The sequence below is a fragment of the Robertmurraya sp. FSL R5-0851 genome (genome assembly GCF_038002965.1).
Lineage (GTDB): Bacteria > Bacillota > Bacilli > Bacillales > Cytobacillaceae > Robertmurraya_A > Robertmurraya_A beringensis.
Genome location: NZ_JBBOOE010000001.1, coordinates 3,361,851 through 3,382,170 on the forward strand (window position 1 = coordinate 3,361,851; position 20,320 = coordinate 3,382,170).

21 protein-coding genes, 2 pseudogenes and 1 other annotated feature are annotated in these 20,320 nt (G+C 38.5%); of the genes and pseudogenes, 2 read left to right on the plus strand and 21 right to left on the minus strand.

All coding sequences use genetic code 11. The annotated features are described in order from the left end of the window. The first annotated feature begins 57 nt into the window (after window positions 1-57). Complete coding sequence (locus tag MKX65_RS17365) at window positions 58-1,215, plus strand: IscS subfamily cysteine desulfurase (protein ID WP_340904759.1); 1,158 nt, start codon at window positions 58-60, stop codon at window positions 1,213-1,215. A gap of 32 nt (window positions 1,216-1,247) precedes the next feature. Further along, window positions 1,248-1,787 (plus strand): transcription repressor NadR, encoded by a 540-nt coding sequence (locus tag MKX65_RS17370; RefSeq protein ID WP_160547641.1) that lies wholly within the window; start codon window positions 1,248-1,250, stop codon window positions 1,785-1,787. A 48-nt stretch (window positions 1,788-1,835) separates the two neighbouring features. Here the strand turns inward: MKX65_RS17370 and pheA are convergent, their stop codons facing one another. From pheA to MKX65_RS17475, 21 genes and pseudogenes are all read right to left on the minus strand, one after another. After that, complete coding sequence (pheA, locus tag MKX65_RS17375; RefSeq protein WP_160547640.1) at window positions 1,836-2,690, minus strand: prephenate dehydratase; 855 nt, start codon at window positions 2,688-2,690, stop codon at window positions 1,836-1,838. A 99-nt stretch (window positions 2,691-2,789) separates the two neighbouring features. Further along, window positions 2,790-3,248, minus strand: a complete 459-nt coding sequence (locus MKX65_RS17380; protein ID WP_160547639.1) for an ACT domain-containing protein — start codon at window positions 3,246-3,248, stop codon at window positions 2,790-2,792. Window positions 3,249-3,281: 33 nt separating this feature from the next. Next, window positions 3,282-4,574, minus strand: coding sequence for a GTPase ObgE (gene obgE, locus MKX65_RS17385; protein WP_340904763.1), 1,293 nt, complete (start codon window positions 4,572-4,574; stop codon window positions 3,282-3,284). Window positions 4,575-4,664: 90 nt separating this feature from the next. Continuing rightward, window positions 4,665-5,210: a Spo0B C-terminal domain-containing protein gene (locus MKX65_RS17390; protein ID WP_160547637.1), complete on the minus strand. Its 546-nt coding sequence runs from the start codon at window positions 5,208-5,210 to the stop codon at window positions 4,665-4,667. Between the two features lie 135 nt (window positions 5,211-5,345). Then, complete coding sequence (gene rpmA, locus MKX65_RS17395; protein WP_160547636.1) at window positions 5,346-5,636, minus strand: 50S ribosomal protein L27; 291 nt, start codon at window positions 5,634-5,636, stop codon at window positions 5,346-5,348. A gap of 13 nt (window positions 5,637-5,649) precedes the next feature. Then, entirely contained in the window at window positions 5,650-5,982 is a 333-nt protein-coding gene (locus MKX65_RS17400) for a ribosomal-processing cysteine protease Prp (protein WP_160547635.1), read from the minus strand. Between the two features lie 11 nt (window positions 5,983-5,993). Continuing rightward, the gene (gene rplU, locus MKX65_RS17405; RefSeq protein WP_340904766.1) at window positions 5,994-6,302 is read right to left on the minus strand and encodes a 50S ribosomal protein L21; all 309 of its coding nucleotides are present in this window, start codon (window positions 6,300-6,302) and stop codon (window positions 5,994-5,996) included. A gap of 13 nt (window positions 6,303-6,315) precedes the next feature. Further along, window positions 6,316-6,393 (minus strand) — a sequence feature (ribosomal protein L21 leader region). Between the two features lie 69 nt (window positions 6,394-6,462). Next, window positions 6,463-7,908, minus strand: coding sequence for an Rne/Rng family ribonuclease (locus MKX65_RS17410; protein ID WP_340904767.1), 1,446 nt, complete (start codon window positions 7,906-7,908; stop codon window positions 6,463-6,465). A 45-nt stretch (window positions 7,909-7,953) separates the two neighbouring features. After that, window positions 7,954-8,820, minus strand: a complete 867-nt coding sequence (locus MKX65_RS17415; protein ID WP_340904769.1) for a M50 family metallopeptidase — start codon at window positions 8,818-8,820, stop codon at window positions 7,954-7,956. Further along, window positions 8,813-9,589, minus strand: a complete 777-nt coding sequence (locus tag MKX65_RS17420) for a M23 family metallopeptidase (protein ID WP_340904770.1) — start codon at window positions 9,587-9,589, stop codon at window positions 8,813-8,815. The genes MKX65_RS17415 and MKX65_RS17420 overlap by 8 nt, the downstream gene beginning before the upstream one ends. 124 nt (window positions 9,590-9,713) lie before the next feature. Then, window positions 9,714-10,517, minus strand: a complete 804-nt coding sequence (minD, locus tag MKX65_RS17425) for a septum site-determining protein MinD (protein WP_119709270.1) — start codon at window positions 10,515-10,517, stop codon at window positions 9,714-9,716. A 1-nt stretch (window position 10,518) separates the two neighbouring features. After that, window positions 10,519-11,199, minus strand: coding sequence for a septum site-determining protein MinC (minC, locus tag MKX65_RS17430; protein WP_160547630.1), 681 nt, complete (start codon window positions 11,197-11,199; stop codon window positions 10,519-10,521). Between the two features lie 142 nt (window positions 11,200-11,341). Continuing rightward, complete coding sequence (mreD, locus tag MKX65_RS17435; protein ID WP_340904771.1) at window positions 11,342-11,860, minus strand: rod shape-determining protein MreD; 519 nt, start codon at window positions 11,858-11,860, stop codon at window positions 11,342-11,344. Continuing rightward, window positions 11,857-12,738: a rod shape-determining protein MreC gene (mreC, locus tag MKX65_RS17440; RefSeq protein ID WP_160547629.1), complete on the minus strand. Its 882-nt coding sequence runs from the start codon at window positions 12,736-12,738 to the stop codon at window positions 11,857-11,859. Before mreC ends, mreD begins: the two co-directional genes overlap by 4 nt. Window positions 12,739-12,816: 78 nt before the next feature. Next, window positions 12,817-13,839: a rod shape-determining protein gene (locus MKX65_RS17445; RefSeq protein WP_160547628.1), complete on the minus strand. Its 1,023-nt coding sequence runs from the start codon at window positions 13,837-13,839 to the stop codon at window positions 12,817-12,819. A gap of 177 nt (window positions 13,840-14,016) precedes the next feature. Then, window positions 14,017-14,157, minus strand: a pseudogene (locus MKX65_RS17450) (JAB domain-containing protein); the annotation flags it as partial. A 104-nt stretch (window positions 14,158-14,261) separates the two neighbouring features. Next, complete coding sequence (locus MKX65_RS17455) at window positions 14,262-15,491, minus strand: hypothetical protein (RefSeq protein WP_340904774.1); 1,230 nt, start codon at window positions 15,489-15,491, stop codon at window positions 14,262-14,264. A gap of 511 nt (window positions 15,492-16,002) precedes the next feature. Continuing rightward, window positions 16,003-16,551 (minus strand): annotated as a pseudogene (gene radC / locus MKX65_RS17460) (RadC family protein); the annotation flags it as partial. A gap of 45 nt (window positions 16,552-16,596) precedes the next feature. Further along, window positions 16,597-17,154 (minus strand): Maf family protein, encoded by a 558-nt coding sequence (locus MKX65_RS17465; protein WP_340904775.1) that lies wholly within the window; start codon window positions 17,152-17,154, stop codon window positions 16,597-16,599. A gap of 193 nt (window positions 17,155-17,347) precedes the next feature. After that, window positions 17,348-18,430 carry a hypothetical protein gene (locus MKX65_RS17470; protein WP_340904777.1) on the minus strand — a complete coding sequence of 361 codons (1,083 nt, stop codon included), beginning with the start codon at window positions 18,428-18,430 and terminating at the stop codon, window positions 17,348-17,350. 131 nt (window positions 18,431-18,561) lie between these two features. Next, on the minus strand, window positions 18,562-20,277 hold the full coding sequence (locus MKX65_RS17475; protein ID WP_340904778.1) for a sensor domain-containing diguanylate cyclase: 1,716 nt from the start codon (window positions 20,275-20,277) through the stop codon (window positions 18,562-18,564). Window positions 20,278-20,320 lie beyond the last annotated feature (43 nt).

A 20,320-nucleotide genomic window follows, 5' to 3' on the forward strand; every position in this document is an offset into this window, starting at 1 on the left:
CAATTACAATTATGACAAGTGTTTTGTGAAGGAAATCTAATCGTTTGGAGGAGAACAATGAAATATTTTGATTATGCTGCTACTTGTCCACTGGACCCTGAAGCTGCCTCAGCATTTGTTAAAGCATCAACTGAGTATTATGGAAATTCTCAAAGCCTACATGATATAGGGAGTCGTGCATCCACCTTACTTGAAGGCTGCAGGGAGGAGATTGCAAGATTACTAGGTGTAAAGAGTGAAGGAGTTTATTTTACCAGCGGAGGTTCTGAAGGGAATTTTCTTGCGGTTCAATCTCTTTTATCTCAATCATCAAAAAAGGGAAAGCATATTATCACGAATATTGCTGAACACTCCTCTATCCATTCATCCTTAAAAATGTTAAAAGGCTATGAGGTTACTGAATTGCCCTTAATGGAAAATGGAATGATTGATGTACAGCAGTTTCAGTCCGCTATTCGTGATGATACCGTACTTGCTTGTATACAACATGTAAATTCTGAAATTGGGACGATACAGCCACTAAATGAAATTGGAACGCTTTGTAAGGAAAATGGAATTCTTCTACACAGTGACTGTGTACAATCCTTCGGGAAGTTGGATGTAGAAGCGATTTCTCCATTCGTAGATAGCCTTGCGATCTCAGGTCATAAAATATATGGACCCAAAGGAATCGGTGCTTTATATATTTCACCATCCATTCCATTTGATTCATTTTATCCAAACACATCACATGAGCGTGGAATGAGACCAGGAACAGTGAATATTCCTGCAATTGTTAGCATGGTTACAGCTGCTAATAAACAAGTAAGAAACATGAATCACAATGATGAACACATAAAATCTTTACGCGAACAATTTCTCACCCAACTAATGGACGTAAGAGATGAGATCATTGTTCATGGCCATGCAAATGCTCAGTTAGCATCCATACTAGGTCTCCGAATAAAAGGACTTGAAGGCCAATGGGTGATGCTAGAGGCTAACCGCAAAGGATACGCAATCTCTACTGGAAGTGCCTGCCAAGTGGGACGAACTTCCCCTTCTAAAACCATGCTAGCTCTAGGTATTAATGATAAGTCGGCAAAAGAGTTCATTCGTATATCATTTGGGGTTCATACAACGGAAGCAGATGTCAAAGGGTTGGCACGAACAATGATTTCAATCATCCAGGAAGCGCCACAGCGTGATAATCAAATAACAAGTATGGTAAAATAATTGTAGTGTTAACAATAAGGGAGACGTTTAAAATGAATGAGAAAAAGATATTAGGAGAAAACCGTCGTGAGCTCATTCTTGAATGGCTAAAATCAAGTGCTGCACCGATAACAGGAGGAGAACTCTCAACAAGAACGAATGTTAGCAGACAAGTAATTGTTGGAGACATAACGCTTTTAAAGGCCAAAGGAGAGCCAATTATGGCAACAAGCCAGGGCTATTTATATCTCTCCAATCAAGCGAATGATGCACCGATTTATCGAACCATTGCCTGTTCACACCCCCCTGAGCAGACAGAAGAAGAATTAAATTTGCTTGTTGATCATGGAGTTACTGTCAGAGACGTAAGAATTGAACATCATATATACGGAGATTTGACAGCATCGATCATGGTGTCAAATCGTAGAGAAGTAAAGCAATTTTTAGAGAAGATGCAATCAACCAAATCTTCCTACCTCTCAGAGTTAACAGGAGGCATTCATATTCACACCATCTCCGCACCATCTGAGCATATCCTTGATCAAGTCGAAGAAGCACTGGACAAAGCAGGTTTTCTTATTGATCGAAAATAAAAACCCCTAGTTGCCCGTTAGCAACTAGGGGTTACGGTTCTGCATTTCTTATCTTATTTCATGAAAATACGGATAGCTACCAAGCACCGATACACTACAACCGAGCGCTTCTAGTTCGGCAATCGCACCTGGAATGAGAACCTCGTCCATCTTTTCCTCAATATCAATGATAAAAAAGTAATTTCCCAGTCCCGTCTTCATTGGACGTGACTCAATTTTTGATAAATTTAATTTTCTCCATGCAAAAGCAGATAACACTTGATGTAGGGCACCTGATCGGTCCGTAGGCAATGTAACCATTACAGTCGTTTTATAACCTTTGACTTCAATGGTGCTTGGTTGAAGTGGGATGTTTTTCTTTGATAGTACGATAAATCTTGTATGATTAAAGTCATAGTCGTGTATATTATCTTTTGCAATCGCTAGTCCATATTCTTTAGCAGCTAGCTGATTAGCAATAGCCGCTACGGTTTCATCCGGATGTTCGATAATATACTTCGCTGCAGCAGCTGTGCTCGTTGCATTCTCGCAAGGTACACCTTTTAATGATCCATGAAGGAACTTATGACATTGAGCAATCGCATGAGGATGGCTTAATACTTTAGTGACCTCCTGCCATCTCTCTTTCACAGATGGATGTACAAGTAAATGCTGCTTTACAGGAGTTGTCACCTCAGCAATTATCGGTAAATTTATTTCATGAATTAAATAATCCAATGTAATATTTACTGATCCTTCTAGTGTATTTTCAAGCGGAACAACCGTAACGTCAACCTCTTCTTCCATTACTGCATCTAAGCAATCCGGAATTGTGGCATAAGGAATTCGCTCCTCATGAGGAAACATTTCTCTTGTCACTAAATCAGTAAACGTGGCTCTTGGTCCTAAAAATGCTACTTTCAATATTCTCTCTCCTTTGTTACCACAATCCATATCTCTCTTTTAATCACTTTATCACTTTAAACAAAATATGTATACAAATGAAAAACAGGGCGGAAGCAATTATGCTCCTGACCCTAGTACTTCAACCTTCTCTACAAATTCCATCCTGCGTAATCGTGCAAGCAGTTCTTCAATTTCAATAGCCATATCCGTCGTATTTAAAGATAGCGTTACGTTGGCTCTACCTTGAAGTGGGATTGTCTGGTGGATAGTCAATACATTACAACCCGATGATGCTACCACACCAAGCAGCTGTGAAAGAGTACCCGAACGATCTTCAAGATGAAAAAACAAGGTAATTAACCGTTCTTTTACAACCGTATGGAAAGGAAAGACTGTATCTCTATATTTGTAAAAGGCACTGCGGCTCAAGTCAACTTTTTGAACAGCATCCCACACAGACTCAACTTTCCCTCGTTCAATCATTTCCTTTGCATCGAGTGTTTTTTTCATCGCTTCCGGCAGCACATCTTCACGTACTAAGTAAAACTTCTTGTCTAATATATCTTCTTCTCTCATTTTCCCCACCCCCAGGTAAAGCGCTGCGATATACTAATCTAAAAATTCGAATTCATAATCCATAAGTCTTACTGTATCACCATTTTTTGCTCCTCTTTCTCTTAACGCTTCATCGACTCCCATGCCACGAAGCTGGCGAGCAAAACGTTTAATCGACTCGTCTCTAGAGAAGTCCGTCATCTTAAACAATCTTTCCACTGCATGTCCTGAAACCACAAAGCTTCCATCTGGATCTCTCGTAATAACAAACTCTGTCTGCTCCGCTTCATGTTTGTAAAGCACGCGGTGTATTCCTGTACTCTCAAGCTCTTCCTCATGAAGTGGAAATTCAGGAGTTTGTTCAATTTTATCAGCAACCGCAAAAAGTAAATCTCTAAGTCCCTGTCGCGTAATCGCTGATACAGGGAAGATCGGATATTCATCTGTTAATTTTTCTTTAAAGGATTTTAAGTTCTCCTCAGCATCTGGCATATCCATTTTATTGGCAACGATGATTTGTGGTCTTTCAGTTAACCGTAAATTATATTCCTGTAGCTCCTTATTGATCGTTACGTAATCCTCATAAGGATCTCTTCCTTCTGTTGCAGCCATATCAATTACATGAACGATGACCCTTGTTCTTTCAATATGTCGCAAAAACTGATGACCAAGTCCTACACCGGAGTGAGCGCCTTCAATTAGTCCTGGCAAATCAGCCATTACAAAGCTTCTTCCATCCTCTGTCTCGACCATTCCAAGATTTGGAACAATTGTTGTAAAATGATACTCAGCAATTTTCGGTTTGGCAGAAGAAACGACAGACAATAACGTAGACTTTCCAACACTAGGGAAGCCAACCAATCCAACATCAGCAAGAAGCTTGAGTTCAAGAATTACATCCCTTTCCTGTCCTGGCTCACCATGCTCGGATAACTCAGGTGCTGGATTAGCTGGTGTAGCGAATCGGGAATTTCCTCGGCCGCCTCGACCACCTCTAGCAATAATTGCACGTTGTCCATGTTCAACTAAATCTGCAATAATTTCATTTGTTTCTGCGTCTGTTACGACAGTCCCTGGTGGAACTTTAACAATCATATCTTTTGAGTTTTTTCCATGTTGATTTTTGGACATCCCATGCTCACCGCGGGGAGCTTTAAAATGTCTTTGGTATCTAAAATCCATTAACGTTCGTAAGCCTTCTTCTACCACAAATACTACATCTGCACCTTTCCCACCGTCACCTCCAGCAGGTCCACCCTTTGGTACATACTTCTCACGGCGGAATGCTACCATTCCGTTTCCACCGTCTCCACCTTTTACGTAAATCTTTACCTGATCTACAAACATCTTATATCCTCCCGTCTGTCCTATGTTGTTGCTCTAAAGTAATGAGCCTGATAGAAGTTGTCATCACATGACGAGAATCGAATAATCCAATTATTCCTCATATGGTAAGAATACCTGTAACGAAAATTCCTGTTCCGAACATTCATGAACGATTACTTCTATTAATGTTTCTTTTCTTTCGAAAAATTCTACAAGACCTGTCCTATTTTTTATTATTCCACTAAAATCCAAAAAGAAACAGGCTGCCTTTTGCTGCCTTTCAATTGTAATTGAGAGATGATTCTCAGCAAACTCCTGAACTGTCTGCTGTAAACACTCAAAAAAAGAGGTTATCCAGTTCAGTGCCAAACTATCATTAATTATGTTTTGGTTGTCGGTAGATGCCTCGAGCACTTCATAATCTACCTGAAAAGAGAAGTTGTTCCAGTTGCAGGTAAGAAGGAGGGCAGCAAGCTGTGGTGTATGTAATTGAGAGAGACGAGCCTCATTTTGTGCCTCAATAACAATTTCCTGAATGATTTCGTTTACCCTGTCGTATTTATGTAAAGATAAGTTACCTTTTATGAGCTGTACTTTATTTAACCAATCGTGACGAGAGTGACTCAGCAACTCAACCGTCGTCCAATCTCTATTCATCTCATGCACTCCTGTACCAATTTCGTTATCAGTCAGAAAACTGCTTGTTTTTAGTATAGCAAAAAAGAAAACCTTGGTAATAGCTTTATGATTAAAAAAACTCTAACCTAATGGTTAGAGTTTTTTCTAAAAGAATTAAGCTTCTTGAGCTACAGGGTATACGCTCACTTGCTTACGGTCACGTCCTAGGCGTTCGAATTTAACAACTCCGTCCACTTTCGCGAATAGAGTATCATCTCCACCCTTACCAACGTTAACACCTGGGTAAATCTTAGTGCCACGTTGACGGTAAAGGATTGAACCACCAGATACGAATTGACCATCTGCACGCTTAGCACCAAGGCGCTTTGCATGTGAATCACGACCGTTCTTTGTAGAACCTACTCCCTTTTTAGAAGCGAAAAACTGAAGATCTAATCTTAACATTATTGTCCACCTCCTACTTTTTGAAGGTAATTTTTACATATTTCCCGTAATCTCTCTCAATCGTTTGTAGTGAAACGACCATGCCTTCTAGCAGTAGCTGAACCTTCTCCTGTATGTCCTTAGAGAGATTGGTAGGAAACACACAGCGGAGAAATCCACCATCTCCTTGCTCAATTTCGGGTTCAACACCTGTTAACGCAATAACTGAGTTAATAGCACCGAATGAAACGGCAGAGACACCGGCACAGACGATATCGTCCCCTCGGTTAGCAAAGAGAGCATGACCGCTCAATGTAAACGACTTTATGTGTCCAGATTCAGTACGATAAATCGTCGTTTGAATCATCTTAGACCGCCTTACGCGTTGATTTTTTCAATGACAACTTTTGTGTATGGTTGACGATGACCTTGCTTTTTGCGTTGGTTCTTCTTCGCCTTGTACTTGAAAACAATGATCTTCTTAGCGCGACCTTGCTTTTCGACTTTAGCTGTAACAGTAGCACCCTCAACAACTGGGTTTCCTACCTTTACGCTTTCTCCACCAACGAATAAAACCTTGTCAAATGTAACAGTTTCGCCTGCTTCAGCGCTTAGCTTTTCAATGTAGATAGTTTGTCCTTCTTCTACCTTTACTTGCTTTCCGCCTGTTTCAATAATTGCGTACATGAACTGCACCTCCTTATAAACTAAGACTCGCCATCACAGGCGCTTTTCTAGAGAAAGACTTATAACCTGATCTGCGCGGTTGTAGCACGGGTGCTACAAACATAACATAAACGATATTATCATATTTTTTCTCTTATTGTCAATATAAAAAAGCTCACGGTTAGATGAGCTTGGTTATTTTATAGAAAGGTTTATTGTTCGCTATGTTAATAAAACGAATGTTTGCCTGAATTAATTCTTCCATTCTTTTTAAATGTTTTCCTTCCAAGCCAGAAAACACATCTTTTACAGCTTCCGTCGTTTCAATGGTAACAGACTCATAATCGGTCCCCCTTAGCTCCCAAAGCTCTCGTTCCAGCTTGAAGGCGACCGTTTCTGCACTTAGTACACTCCCAGTCCCATCGCATACTTTACATTTTTCTGTTAAACCTTCAGAAAGTGCTACTTTTGTTTTTTTTCTAGTAAGCTGCATGATACCTAGCTGTGTAAATCCAACCATTTTTGTTCGTTTATGATCCTTATTCAAAGCTCTTTCCAGCTTCTTCCGCACTATTTCTCGGTCATTTACATCCTTCATATCAATAAAATCAATTAGAATAATTCCACCAATGTCTCTTATTCTTAATTGACGTGCAATCTCTTCAGCAGCTAGCTCATTCGTCTTAACAACCGTATCTTGAAGATGATTTTTCCCTGAATACTTTCCCGTATTCACATCAACAATGGTAAGAGCTTCCGTTTCATCAATGACTATATACGCACCATTTGACAGCCAGACGACTCGTCTTAATGCTTTTTCAACGGATTCTTCAATCCCATAAGCGGAGAATATATTTTGTTTGTCATGATGATAAATAATATCATATACTTGATTATTTAAATCTGCTAATAATTTTTCCTTTAGGCTGGCATCATCAATTACAATAGCTGCAGACTCCAACTTTTTTAGTTCTTCTCTTAGCTCCTTAATAAAATGCTCACTTTCGTGAACAATCAAAGGTTTCTTTACCATTTTTATAGATTTTGTGAGTTCATCATATTGAATTCGCAACTGGTGAAGCTCTGTTTCAATTTCCTCCCTATTTGCCTCCGTACATGATGTACGAAAAATGAGCCCTTCTTGCTCTTCTTTCAGCTCATGCCCTATTTGACGCCAGCTTTCTCTTTGCTGTGGATCTTCTATTTTTCTTGATACAGCGACGTAATAGCCATTCGGCAAATACACAATGTTCTTTCCGTTAAGCTCGACAATACCTGTTAAACGTGGTCCTTTATCGCCGCTTGCATCTTTTTCCACCTGAACAAGGAGTCTCTCCCCTTGGTGGACAAATGAGCTAATCCCTTTGCTCTCTTTTATCGTCTTATCCTCTTTTGATGATAAAAATGAAACGAGCTTGTCTCTATGTAAGAACCCTTGTTTTTCTTCTCCAATATCAACAAAAGCAGCATGTAACCCTGGCATGACTTTAGTTACTGTACCAACATATATATTCCCAACGAGCGACTGCTGCTTTGGTTGTTCAATATACAGCTTCTCAACTTTTTGATCCTTGAGTATCGCATAGCGTTTTTCTCTACCTAAATAATTCACAATGATCTTATCCAACATCTATTCCTCACTTTATCAAAACATCACCTTTATTATCATAGTTCAATATTGATAAAGCAAATCCTTCATTCTTGCCATCAAAAGTTTATCAGCAAAGTAAGCATGTAACACTTCGTTTTCATCTAACAATCTTTTCTCCTGTGCATCATTCTCAATGATAATCGGATGCTTACAGCCTCTTTGAAATCTTTCAAGTACATGAATAACCAACTCGTCCTCTTCCACGTTTAATGGAATGAGTGTTCCAAACGTGTCCTTTTTCCCGTAATAGCGTTCCAGTAGAAATCGAACAAACACATACCTTCTTTGCTTCCATTCATAATACAATGAAAACAAAAGAAACGAGATGATAATCCAAACATTAAGATTTAAAGGCTCTGTCACTAAAATGACCGCACTAAATAATCCTAAAGCAATGAAAGAAAGAAGAAGTGTTTGTTTAAATGCCTTTGGAAATGGCTTCTTGATAGAAAGCCATAAAAAAACGAACTTCCCACCGTCTAATGGCCATATAGGTAGTAAATTAAATAAAAATATCATCAGATTATACTGTAGAAACATGGAGAACAAATGGTCATTTACAAATCCCACTTGATGAAGTAAATAAGCAACAGCAACAAGCCATATATGTTGTACAGGTCCAGACAATACAACGATCGCTTCTTCTCTAAGCGGTCTGTTTCCGTGTTCATCCATCTCTGCAACCCCACCGAATGGAAGCAACGTGATTTTTTTAATTCTCCATGAAAAATAGGAAGCAGCTACCCCATGGCCTAACTCATGTGTAAAGATAATGATTAAGAGGAGAAGAAGTTCATAAAAATGACCTGTCACTACAGACAAAGCCACAACTACCCACAAAAGTGGATGAATATAAATTTTTGAAAAAAGCTCCATTATTTTATTCAACCTGAATCACCTGGAAAGGGTCTATAAATTCATTACCTTCTTTTAAGGCAAAGTAAAAGGAACCTTTTTCTCCATCCCCACTATCCCTGGCTGTTCCAATTTCTTTCCCTTTCTCGATATATTCATAAAGATTAACCGAAATGTCATCAAGATTCCCATACCAAGTCTCACTCTTATCACCGTGCTGAACAATAACCGTCTTACCGAATCCCTCTTTTACACCGGCAAATTCAACCATTCCACCACTCATCGCGGAAACGGCTGCACCTTTAGGTGTTTCAATGGTTACCTTTTGTCCGTCTTCGCCAAATTCCTCTAGAATCTTCCCTGATGCCGGTAGGGCATATGGCTGTGATTCCTCTTGCACTTCTTCCGATTCTTTATTTGTAAACGGTAAGAGTGCAAGAGGCTTTCCAAACTGCTCTTCGTACCAGTTTGCTACTGTCGTAAATTGAAAATCCTTCTCCATGTTTATCGATACAAATTCTCTAACACTCTCAAATCTAGCGTCATTGTTTCTAAAAATAATCGCGATTAAGAACACCAAAATAGTTGACGCTAATATTTTAAAGATAAATACTTCCTTTTTAAAAAGTGGATGAAGCTCTTCTTCTTTCCCACTTTCATATGTGGGAATCCGATCATATCCGTGTGTTTCTTCCGTTTCTGGCAGCAACAGTCTTGAATGAGCCACGGTCTGTGTAAGCCTGTCCCTTTCCCTTTTTCGCTTTGCAATACGTTTACGAATCTCATCCGGTCTAGCCCTCATGGTTTCCCCACCAATCCTTTTTACGTTTTGTACAAGTTTATGTGCAAAAGGACAAACCTATGACAAGACAATTCAATTACAAGGACAAAGAAACCAAAAATAAAAACCGAGAAAAATCTCGGTTTTACTTAACACCAAAAAACTTTTTAATTTTAGTAAATACACCCTTATCACTATCATCAAGCTGTTGGAGAGGTATGGATTCGCCTAGTATTCGGCGTGCAATATTTCGATAAGCAATTGATGCTTTTGAATTAGGATTAAGTGCGATTGGTTCACCATGATTAGACGCTTTAATCACTTCGTCATCATCTGCCACTATTCCAATTAAATCAATAGATAGGTGTGCGGTGATTTCGTCTACATCAAGCATATCTCCATTTTTCATCATATGGCTGCGTATACGATTAATCACGAGCTTTGGCGCCTCCACATTTTCTTCCTTTTCCAGTAGTCCGATGATTCTGTCCGCATCCCGAACAGCTGAAACCTCAGGTGTAGTTACAACAATAGCTTTATCCGCACCTGCAACTGCATTTTTGTAACCTTGCTCAATTCCCGCCGGACAGTCAATAATAATATAATCATAGTCCTGCTTCAAATTGTTAATCAATGTTTTCATTTGTTCAGGCTGAACTGCCGTTTTATCACTAGTTTGTGCTGCTGGAAGCAGGTAAAGTAGATCATCAAATCTCTTATCTTTAACTAACGCTTGATGAATCTTACAGCGACCTTCCACGACGTCAACTAAATCGTAAATAATTCGGTTTTCAAGTCCCATCACAACGTCTAAGTTTCTCAATCCAATATCTGTATCAACAAGGCAGACACGCTTCCCTTGTAAGGCTAGTGCAGTACCAATATTTGCAGAAGTAGTCGTTTTCCCTACTCCACCTTTTCCTGAAGTTACAACAATGGCTTGTCCCATTTTAGCGTCCCCCTTTCAGCTTCGTTAAGTTTGGTCTTAGCTGAGATAATACTTGCAATCTATCAATAACAATTTGATCATTTTCATCAATATAGGCACATTCCATCTCCCGTCTCTCCTTGTCTGTTCCATAATCAGGAGCACGGTTAATGCAATGACTTATTCTAATTTGTGAAGGATTCATTACTGAGGCAACAACGACTGCCTTTGAATTTCCAAAGCATCCTGCGTGAGCAATTCCCTTTAATGCTCCTATAATAAAGATATTCCCACCGGCTCGAACCGTTCCACCAGGATTTACATCTCCCACCAAAAGCAAATCACCTGGTGTTTCTAGTACTTGACCTGACCGAATAACTCTCGCTACTGGGATGATCTCATTTGCCGCTATTGCTAGATCAGCCTCTTCCCTTGTCATTACATTTGATTGAATTAATTCAACAACTAAATTCTTTTTTTGGCGTATTAAATTTTTAATTTCTTCTTGCTGTTCTTCTGTCAAGTATCGGTTACCTACTTGAACTCGTACGGATATTAAAGGTCGATCCTTGTTAGCTAAAGAATTTTCGGTTAATTTGGAATCTAATTCCTTTTTTAATTCTTCATAGGAGCAAAGATCATCTAAGTGTAACGTTAATCCATCCTTTGTTCCTTTAATTAGCACATTTTGTGTCTTCTTCATGATAAGTTGGTCACCTCAATAGAAAAGCATCCCTCGATGTAAAAAAACCTAAGTATAAAAGCTCAACGAAATAAACTGACATATATCTTTATATTATTTCGACCTTAAGCCCCAGAAATCCTTTTTAAATAGAACTGATTTTTTATTCATTTCTAAGTTCCTCTGCATACTTATCAAACTGTCGTTTAAGAGGAAAGGAAACCAAAATCGTAAACACTAAATTTAGTATTAAGGTCGGATAAAGCCTCTCCTGTAAGAAAGTTTGAAATGCCATTTCGGTTACTTTTAATAAATAGTTTAACTCATACACACCAAGCTCTAGTAGGATAATTCCCACCATAGATGTTAATGAAACTACAACGAGATGATTATGTATAAGCTGCATCGTCTTTGAAACAAAATAAGCAATAAGTGGGTACAAAAAGAAATAAATCCCAATTACTTCTGTATAAACAATATCAAAGAGCAGCCCAAAAATAGCCGCATACAGAATCCCTTGTTTCTTTCCACCGTAAACGGTTAAAAACAAAAGAACTACTAAAAGAAAATGAGGGACGATGATGCGATCACTATTAAAAAGCTGCGGAGAAAAAAGTTCAACAAACAGACTCTCTAGTATGAAAAAAAATAACACAAAAATAGGAAGAAGGAGTTTTTTCACAATTCCTCCTCCTCTTCGCTAGTAATATCACTTAAGTCAGGTGCTTGTGTTTTCACAGTGACAACCATAACATGACGGATATCATAAAAGTCAGCACCTGGCTCCACGTAAGCAGTTTGATTTAAACCAAATTCATCTGGAACGACTTCAACTACTTTTCCAACTGGCAAGTTTTGTGGAAATACTCCTCCTAGTCCTGAAGTAGTAACAATTTGGTCTTTCTCTATTTTTGCATCATACGGTAGTCTCTTTAGTTTTAGGAGCTTCCTTTCCTCATCATAACCTTCAATAGTCCCGTATGTTTCTGTTTCACCTATAATTTTTGCAGAAATTCGATTGGTTGGATCATTTGCACTTAATAGCTGAATGGTCGAAGTGAACTGACTCGTGCTTTTTACTTTTCCAATTAGCCCATTTGCAGTAATAACCGCCATATTTTGTTGGATACCGTCTTGTTTCCCCTTATTAATAACAAGTAGTTCATGCCATCTTTCAGGGTTTCTACCAACAACGATTGCTTGGACAGGATCAAACGCACTTAAATCTTCCTTATTATCAAGAATCTCGCGTAGTTCTTTATTCTCTTTTGCTAGCGTTTGAACATCTACCTCAAGTTGCACTAACTCGTCTAATCGAGCTTTTAATTCCTTGTTCTCTTCATATGTATTTTGCAAATCTCTTACATTCTCAAAGAAACCTGCTACATAATTGGTAGGACGCGAAAAGGCTGATTGTACCCATCCTGTCGTATCTTTAATAAATTGTTCAGGCCATGTTAACTTCTCTCGCTCTCTTATAGAAAAACCGATTAATGCCACGAGAATGATGATGCTAACTAATAAAATGATAAGGCGTTTATTTGATAAAAATTGTGGCATTTCTTACACCTCAAGTGAAAATATTCCCACACAGGGGTATTCCCTCACTCCTTAAGGAGTGAGGGAAGGTTAGATTGCTTATCGTGTTTCTGAAGCTTTATTTTTAAAAAGATGAATATGATCTAGAGCTTTTCCTGTACCTATTGCCACACAATCTAGTGGGTTTTCAGCAATGAGGACTGGCATATTTGTTTCTTCACTAATTACTCGGTCTAAATTGCGAAGGAGCGCACCTCCACCTGTAAGGACAATCCCACGATCCATAATATCTGCAGCAAGCTCTGGTGGAGTTTTTTCCAATGTCAGCTTAACTGCATCGACGATTGCATATACTGTATCATGAAGCGCCTTCGAGATTTCCTCTGCTCTAATTTCAATCGTTTTCGGTAGTCCCGTTAACAAATCACGACCGCGTATTTCCATATTTTCAATTCCTTCTGGGTCACCCGCACTTCCAATTTCCACTTTAATCGTTTCTGCTGTACGATCACCGATCAAAAGATTGTACGTTTTTCGAATATAATTAATAATGGCATCATCCATCTCATCCCCAGCAATGCGAATGGACTGACTTGTCACGATGCCCCCTAATGAGATAATGGCCACTTCAGTTGTCCCTCCGCCGATATCGACAACCATGCTGCCAGTAGGCTCCCATACAGGAAGATTCGCTCCGATTGCAGCAGCAAATGGTTCTTCTATTGGGTATGCATCCCTAGCACCCGCTTGACGAGTTGCATCTATTACTGCTCTTTGTTCAACAGCCGTTATCCCTGATGGTACACATACCATTACATAAGGTTTGCCTGAAAAGAAGCCCTTGCTTTTGTTTGCCGAATTTATGTAATATTTCATCATCGTTGCAGTTGTTTCATAATCAGCAATAACTCCGTCTTTCATTGGTCTAAGAGCTACCACATTACCAGGTGTTCGACCAATCATATTTTTCGCATCGTTCCCTACAGCTACAATATGTTTTGTATCTGTTTGTAGTGCAACAACAGAAGGTTCTCTTACAACAATCCCTTTTCCCTTTACATACACAAGCGTATTTGCTGTTCCTAAATCAATTCCAAGATCTCTTGTTCCTATTCCAAACATGAAGTATCTCCCTTTCTCATCCAAATCGTACGAATAAAGTCATCCGTCTAATGGTTTGTCCAATATGGAATTTCACTTTTTCTAGTCAAAACTATTTATTATGAATTCATCTTAGTAATTTCATTGCAAAAAAATCATAAAGCTTATTATATCGCATCGTCAAATAAATTCATAGTGTCATAAATAGCCTTTTTCCTTTAAACTAACAAATTTATTTTCCCCAATAATTAAATGATCAAGAATCTCAATACCTAATATTTTTCCACATTCCGCTAGTCTTTTCGTAACCTCAATATCCTCCTTGCTAGGAGTAGGATCGTAGGGTAGGAGAAAAGCGCCATCCAAGTAGCTACGGTTTCTTCTCTCCTCCCGCAGAACCGTACGTACACCTTTTAGCGTATACGGCTCGCCAGCTACAAGGCTTAATATCTCAAAAAGGAAAACTCAGATAATTTAATAAATGGATATAAACTTTCTACTTCTCCTTCTGCTTTCACTTTTATACAAAGATCTCCTTGTTTATATGATTTCATTTCAAGACTAACTTTGTTAATGGAGCACTTTCTTTTCATTGCTATTGTCCTAATATAACTGCCTCTAGCTAATGAGAATAGTTTCGAAAAGTCATGCCAATTATTTGCTCCTCGATAATCCAAAACGAACTTGCTTAATTCGGCATGGTAGACCCGCATGATTTTTCGTTCAGAGAGGTTGATCAATCCTGGGCGAGGCATAGGAAGAAAGGCTTCAATCTCTCCATATTTTTTGGACAGTCTCTTTAGTGTAACGTCAGGTATTTTGAAAAGAAGAGTGTTAGTCTGTTTACACCTTTTCATCTCATAACCACATACTAAAACCGGTTTCTCAAGATTGGAAAGGTAAAGGGAATATTCTTTGTTTGCGTATAAAAGTTTTGAGCTGAAAAATAGTTGAATCTCATTAAAAGCATGAACTGCTTCGTCTTTAGATCCCTTAAATGTCATCAAGAAATGGTCAACCTCTTGTATATACTTGAACGTTCCTATGCTAGTATTTGCCTTTTTTCCTTTATTCAACTTCAACCTCAAAAATAAATCCACTTCTTGAAAATAAATAGAGTAAAGAATTGATATGAGAGTTGCACCTTTATTTGAAGTAGTTTTATCGATTATCCCGGAGAATATTGCATGATGAAGGAGGAGTAAGAAACGTCGGTCACTCACCTTATTTTCAATATTTTTCAGGAGTAGATGGTACCAAACAGAAGTCTTCTTTTGATTTATACCCCCATAAATCAACCAGGTTTGGTCATTCCAATTTCTTTTTACCTCTTTGAGAGATTGATTCAGAACATCCTTATTAAGGTGAGTTTCTTTAAATATGGTTGTAAGAATGACCTTAATCACCTCGAGGACCATTAACTCTCTATAAGAGGGAGGCTGCAACCTATCCCTATGATTTTCGAATCGAAACGTTCCCTTTTTAAGTTTTAAAATGATTTCATCCACTTCTTGTATATGAACTTCATTTAAAGTTTTCAAATCATATAATTGTTTATGAGCCTTTATCCATAAATCACTCTTATACATAAGACGATAGCAATCAGTAATTTGTTTCCCTTTTTGTAAAGCCTTTTTCAAAACGTCTAATTGTTGAAATGGATTAATTGCCATGTTCATGACACCTTTCAATGGACGAATAGTAGCCTGTCACCCTTCCCCTTGCTAAGCCCATTACAGGCAAACGTTGAGTAATATGGTGACTCCGTTACCTTATACAACCTTAGTTGCACTTAGGCAATCCCTGAATTATGCAGCATAATAGAGCGTGATGGTTAGGTACCCCTTTTGACGTTTTACTCTTTACCTGAGTATAGAAGGACAATCCTTACAATCATAAAAAGTCAGGAGAACTTCTCCGATATTGTCCTCGTTACCTTTTAGCTATCATAAGTAACGGCGTACCCTTCGCTCCTCCGTCTAGGATTCAAGCAGTCTAGCCTTTACCATACACCACTTGGTCTGAGAAACTGACTCGATATGATAGCTAATCGTCTCTTTCCCTTTTCACATCATGCTTTTTTCCCTTTACAGGTTTCCCTTTCAGGTAAGATGCTGACCATAGAACCATGTAAGGAGTTCTAATTCTTTTAGAATGCTATTATGCGGCACCTTACAGGCGCACTCCTGATGGGTGATTATGTGCACAAATTACAGAAGCCGCTGAACGTTTTAATGCTTCCTTGTACACCTCGCGAGGATGAACGATGGAAGCATTTAAGCTCCCAATAAAGACAGTTTTTTTGTGGAGGACTTGATTTTTGGTATTAAGATAGAGACAAACAAAATGTTCTTGACTAAGGAATCTCATATCCTGCATCACATACTTAGCACCATCCTCAGGTGAACGAATGACATACCGATCATCATAATTCAAGTTTGTTATTCGCCTCCCTATTTCTACGGCAGCAAGTACTTGAACAGCTTTTGCCATACCTATCCCCTTTATCTGGGTCATTTCATCTAAGGTTGCTTCTTTTAGGAGCCTAAGTCCTTCAAAATGATTTAATAATCGATTAGCCAATTGAAGAACGGACTCTTCTTTTGTTCCCGTTCTCAAAAGAAGAGCAAGTAGTTCATGGTTTGAAAGGCTTTCAGGACCACTTTGAACAAAGCGCTCCCGGGGACGTTCTTCATGGGGATAATCCTTAATCATTAGTGTTTCTGTTCGCATTTCGTACCTCCTAATATTTTATGGGAGGTCGACGTCGAACCTTCATCACCTAAAAGGTTTTAATTCGCGGACAAGGCGTGCTACCGGTAATCCTACGACCGTAAAATAATCACCTGCAATTCGTTTCACTAATGTGCTACCGAATCCCTGTATACCGTAGCTACCTGCCTTATCGAACGGTTCTCCAGTACTTATATAGGAGTGAATTTCTTCGTCAGATAACTCCCAGAATGTTACATCAGTCTGTTCATAAAAAGTCGTGGTACGAGCAGCTGATACAATCGCTACTCCTGTATAAACAGAATGTGTGGTTCCAGATAATTTCCTTAACATCTCAAAAGCTTCGGTTGGAGTTTTAGGCTTTCCTAAAACTTCACCATCTGCAACAACAATCGTGTCTGCACCAATGACAATTGATGAAGAATGATTTTTTGACACATGCTTTGCCTTACGGTCTGCTAAATTAATTACTACTTCATGTGGTGCAAGTTCGGAATGAAAGGTTTCATCCACATCACTTGCTTTTACCTCAAACGGGATTTGAAGAATGGATAACAGTTCCTTTCGTCGAGGAGAGGAAGAGGCTAAAATGAGGTTTTGCATAAGATCACCTTACCTTTTAATTTGGATCATTGGGGAGATACCTTTATATCGTAACAAAAAATAGGAAGTCAGTCATTTTTTAAATGGACATTTTTTCTAAAAAAATATAAAAAAACAGAGCTTGTCAATGGATTGACAAGACTCTGCTATTTTCTCGCCATTTCCCGGAAAATATCCGAAAATGTCGATATTTTTATTTTTCTGATTGGTATAAGGACAAAAAGCTTAATAAATGCTCCTGAAGCTCCGTGCTCTTTTCTTTTGATGGGTTTAAAGCAATAGTAATAGCTTTGTCTAATTCTTCTTTGATCTGAATCATTCTTTCACTTTTAAGATCCTTATTATTAATCTTATCCCACTCGACTTTCATTTGTGTGACATTGGTTGAAGCTTCTTCAGGAATGGTTTGTTCCAGCGTAAGACTTGTACTAATTGTCACTAGTGGTGCATATAATTGTGATGCCTGCTCAAGTAGCTTTTGCTCCATACTGGTGATCTCGTTTAGTTGAATGCCACCGACTTGTATTTCTTTTGCATAAATATCAATGCCTTTTTCCGTTAAACGCTCACCAATTGCTTTACCACTTTCCTTCGTAACACTAATGCCAACTAGAAGATAACTTCTATCAGTTGTCACGACTGATGTGGGAATTCCTTTTTGATCTAGAACTTTCTTGCCTTCATTTGCTGCTTCAACTGAAGAATAAGCACTTTCTTGGACAACAAAAGTAGAAACAACCGGTAATGTATAACTGACTACATTCGCCTGTTCGCTTTGTTGTTCAGTAGGGGGAACCGTCGTAACTACTTCTTGTCCTCCAAGGGTCTGGTCAGTAATGACAAGTCTCAAGAGGATAAATCCAAAGCTCATCCCTATGATAACGGCAAAAAAGAGGGCAAAGAAAATAGAAGGAGAGAGATTATTTTTATTTTTCTTAAGGGATTTGATCACGCTCTTTCCCTTAGTTGGTTTGCTTGTATAGCTAGCAATCTTGTACTCCTCTAGTTCTGGTTCCTCACTTGTGTCTGGTAGGATCCAGTCAAAGTCTTCCTCATCCTTTTCAGCAGAAGCCGCTGCTACTTCTTCATAATTCGGTTCCTTAATACTTGGCTTTTCTACTGGCCGTCTATCGAATTCTAGTTTTCGACCATCATCTTCGACAAAAGTTTTACTAGAAGTCATTTTTTCTGGTTTTGATTTCTGCTTATTCTCTTGATACGTTCTTGATTTACCATCAATTTTTATCGTGATAGTATTTTTTTTCTGGTTTTCCACTACATTTGCCTCCTTCGAAGATGAGTGCTTGTTTCATCCTATCATAGAGTACAAAAAAAATAACAAGACTTTTGTCGTCTTGTCATGGAATGATTTCGCCAAATTTCTTGGTTATTTTTGTAATTTCTATTTTATTTTACGTATTGAGCTACTCTATTTCTCCCCGCGCGCTTTGCTCCTACATATAACGCACGGTCCGCGTGTCGTATTAATGATTGAGGATCGTCTGCATCATCTGGGGATGTAGCTACTCCAATAGATGCTGTAATGTTTACTAGCAATTTTTTATTATTCTCCGAAATATGTTGTTCGAGGGTAAATGGCCAATTAGCAATGGTTAATCGTACAATCTCAGCTAGCTTGAATGCCTCTTGCTTATCAACATCAGGTAATAGAATTGTAAATTCCTCTCCACCATATCTCGCAACTGTTCCCTTTTTTCCAACCAAATTCTCTAATCGAGTAGCTAATTCTCTTAATATTTCATTTCCACTTTGGTGACCATATGTGTCGTTTACTGACTTAAAATGGTCGATATCTAATAAAATGAGAGAGATTTTCTTCCTTTCAGCAGCCATCAACTTCTTGTACTCTGCTTGCAGCTCATTATCTAAGTATCGATAGTTGTATAGATTGGTAAGTGCGCATCGCTCACTTATTTCTTTTGTCTTCTCATAATGTCTCGCATTCTCCACAGCTACAGCTAAGTAAGAGCATAAAATTTCAAGAATCATAAGCTGGGACTTTTCGTATGCCCTTTTTTCAGATGAAGCTAGCAATAAAACCCCAACTACTTCGTTGCTTTTAACAATCGGAACGCAAAGTACACTTTCCATATCAGAGGATAAAGGTTCCTTTGATATAGGTTTCCATTCTTTGCTGCTCGAGAAAATAAGGGCATTTTTATCTGCCCAAACCTTCCCACCAATTCCTTCCTCTTTTTTTAAAGGTTTCATGGTTTCGAAGGTTCGGAATTCACCATGATTACTTTCCATCCGAATAATATGCAATTGACCATTCTCTTTATCCAACACATATGCTTCATCCACTGGAAGAAGGGTCTTTAATTTTTGTAAAAAAAGTTTCAGCACCCCATCCACATCAAGTCTTTCCGCAAGCTCATGCCCAATCTCAGCCGCTTTTTGGAGATAACTATTCACCTTTTCAGTGGAGTAGTAGAGGTTTAATATGATTGAAAGACTAGCAAACGGCACTCCAACAAATAGTAGAGCCACAACGCCAACCTCGATATATAACGTGTAGAGAACGAGCCCTATAGGCAAAGTAAGAATAGATGTAATCGTCTCCCAAATAAAATCCTTACCAAAGTACTGCTGTTTTTGCTTAAACAAGGCATATCTAATACCAGATAGAATCAACTGATTGAGAGCATAATTTACGACAGCGTAAATGATTGCTATCAGTAAAAGCTTCGGATTCTCTACCAAAGTAAGGCCGTGTACGCCACCTAATGCATAATAAATCATTCCACTGAGAACCGAACAAACAAAAAACATAAGTGAATTAAGGGGAAAGCGATATAATTGCTGTTTGGTAACACGAAGTTTAATTAATAGGACAATGATCCCCAATTGCACAAGAATCATTTCATAAAATAAACCAAAAGTTAAAAACACCGCCAATGAAACCCATTGAATAAGAAAAATAGGCGTATTATTTACGACCATCGGAACGGATGCAACGAAAGAGATTAACAAAAAAAAGGCAAATAAATCAAAATCTACCCCACTTATAAATGGTGGGAAAAAGGAATATGCTAAATAAAACCCAATTGGAACAATTGATAGCCATAATATCCATATGATTTTTTTTGCTTTTGGTTCCATTTCCTCCCCCTCCTTTATTAATGGGCGAAAAGACTTACTTTAT

Bases quoted from the DNA above. Each gene is read 5' to 3' on its own strand.
- MKX65_RS17365 (WP_340904759.1), top strand. From the start codon at position 58: ATGAAATATTTTGATTATGCTGCTACTTGTCCACTGGACCCTGAAGCT.
- MKX65_RS17370 (WP_160547641.1), top strand. From the start codon at position 1,248: ATGAATGAGAAAAAGATATTAGGAGAAAACCGTCGTGAGCTCATTCTT.
- MKX65_RS17380 (WP_160547639.1), bottom strand. From the start codon at position 3,248: ATGAGAGAAGAAGATATATTAGACAAGAAGTTTTACTTAGTACGTGAA.
- obgE (WP_340904763.1), bottom strand. From the start codon at position 4,574: ATGTTTGTAGATCAGGTAAAGATTTACGTAAAAGGTGGAGACGGTGGA.
- MKX65_RS17390 (WP_160547637.1), bottom strand. From the start codon at position 5,210: ATGAATAGAGATTGGACGACGGTTGAGTTGCTGAGTCACTCTCGTCAC.
- rpmA (WP_160547636.1), bottom strand. From the start codon at position 5,636: ATGTTAAGATTAGATCTTCAGTTTTTCGCTTCTAAAAAGGGAGTAGGT.
- MKX65_RS17400 (WP_160547635.1), bottom strand. From the start codon at position 5,982: ATGATTCAAACGACGATTTATCGTACTGAATCTGGACACATAAAGTCG.
- rplU (WP_340904766.1), bottom strand. From the start codon at position 6,302: ATGTACGCAATTATTGAAACAGGCGGAAAGCAAGTAAAGGTAGAAGAA.
- MKX65_RS17420 (WP_340904770.1), bottom strand. From the start codon at position 9,589: ATGAGGGCTAGACCGGATGAGATTCGTAAACGTATTGCAAAGCGAAAA.
- minD (WP_119709270.1), bottom strand. From the start codon at position 10,517: ATGGGACAAGCCATTGTTGTAACTTCAGGAAAAGGTGGAGTAGGGAAA.
- minC (WP_160547630.1), bottom strand. From the start codon at position 11,199: ATGAAGAAGACACAAAATGTGCTAATTAAAGGAACAAAGGATGGATTA.
- mreC (WP_160547629.1), bottom strand. From the start codon at position 12,738: ATGCCACAATTTTTATCAAATAAACGCCTTATCATTTTATTAGTTAGC.
- MKX65_RS17445 (WP_160547628.1), bottom strand. From the start codon at position 13,839: ATGTTTGGAATAGGAACAAGAGATCTTGGAATTGATTTAGGAACAGCA.
- MKX65_RS17455 (WP_340904774.1), bottom strand. From the start codon at position 15,491: ATGGCAATTAATCCATTTCAACAATTAGACGTTTTGAAAAAGGCTTTA.
- MKX65_RS17465 (WP_340904775.1), bottom strand. From the start codon at position 17,154: ATGCAAAACCTCATTTTAGCCTCTTCCTCTCCTCGACGAAAGGAACTG.
- MKX65_RS17475 (WP_340904778.1), bottom strand. From the start codon at position 20,277: ATGGAACCAAAAGCAAAAAAAATCATATGGATATTATGGCTATCAATT.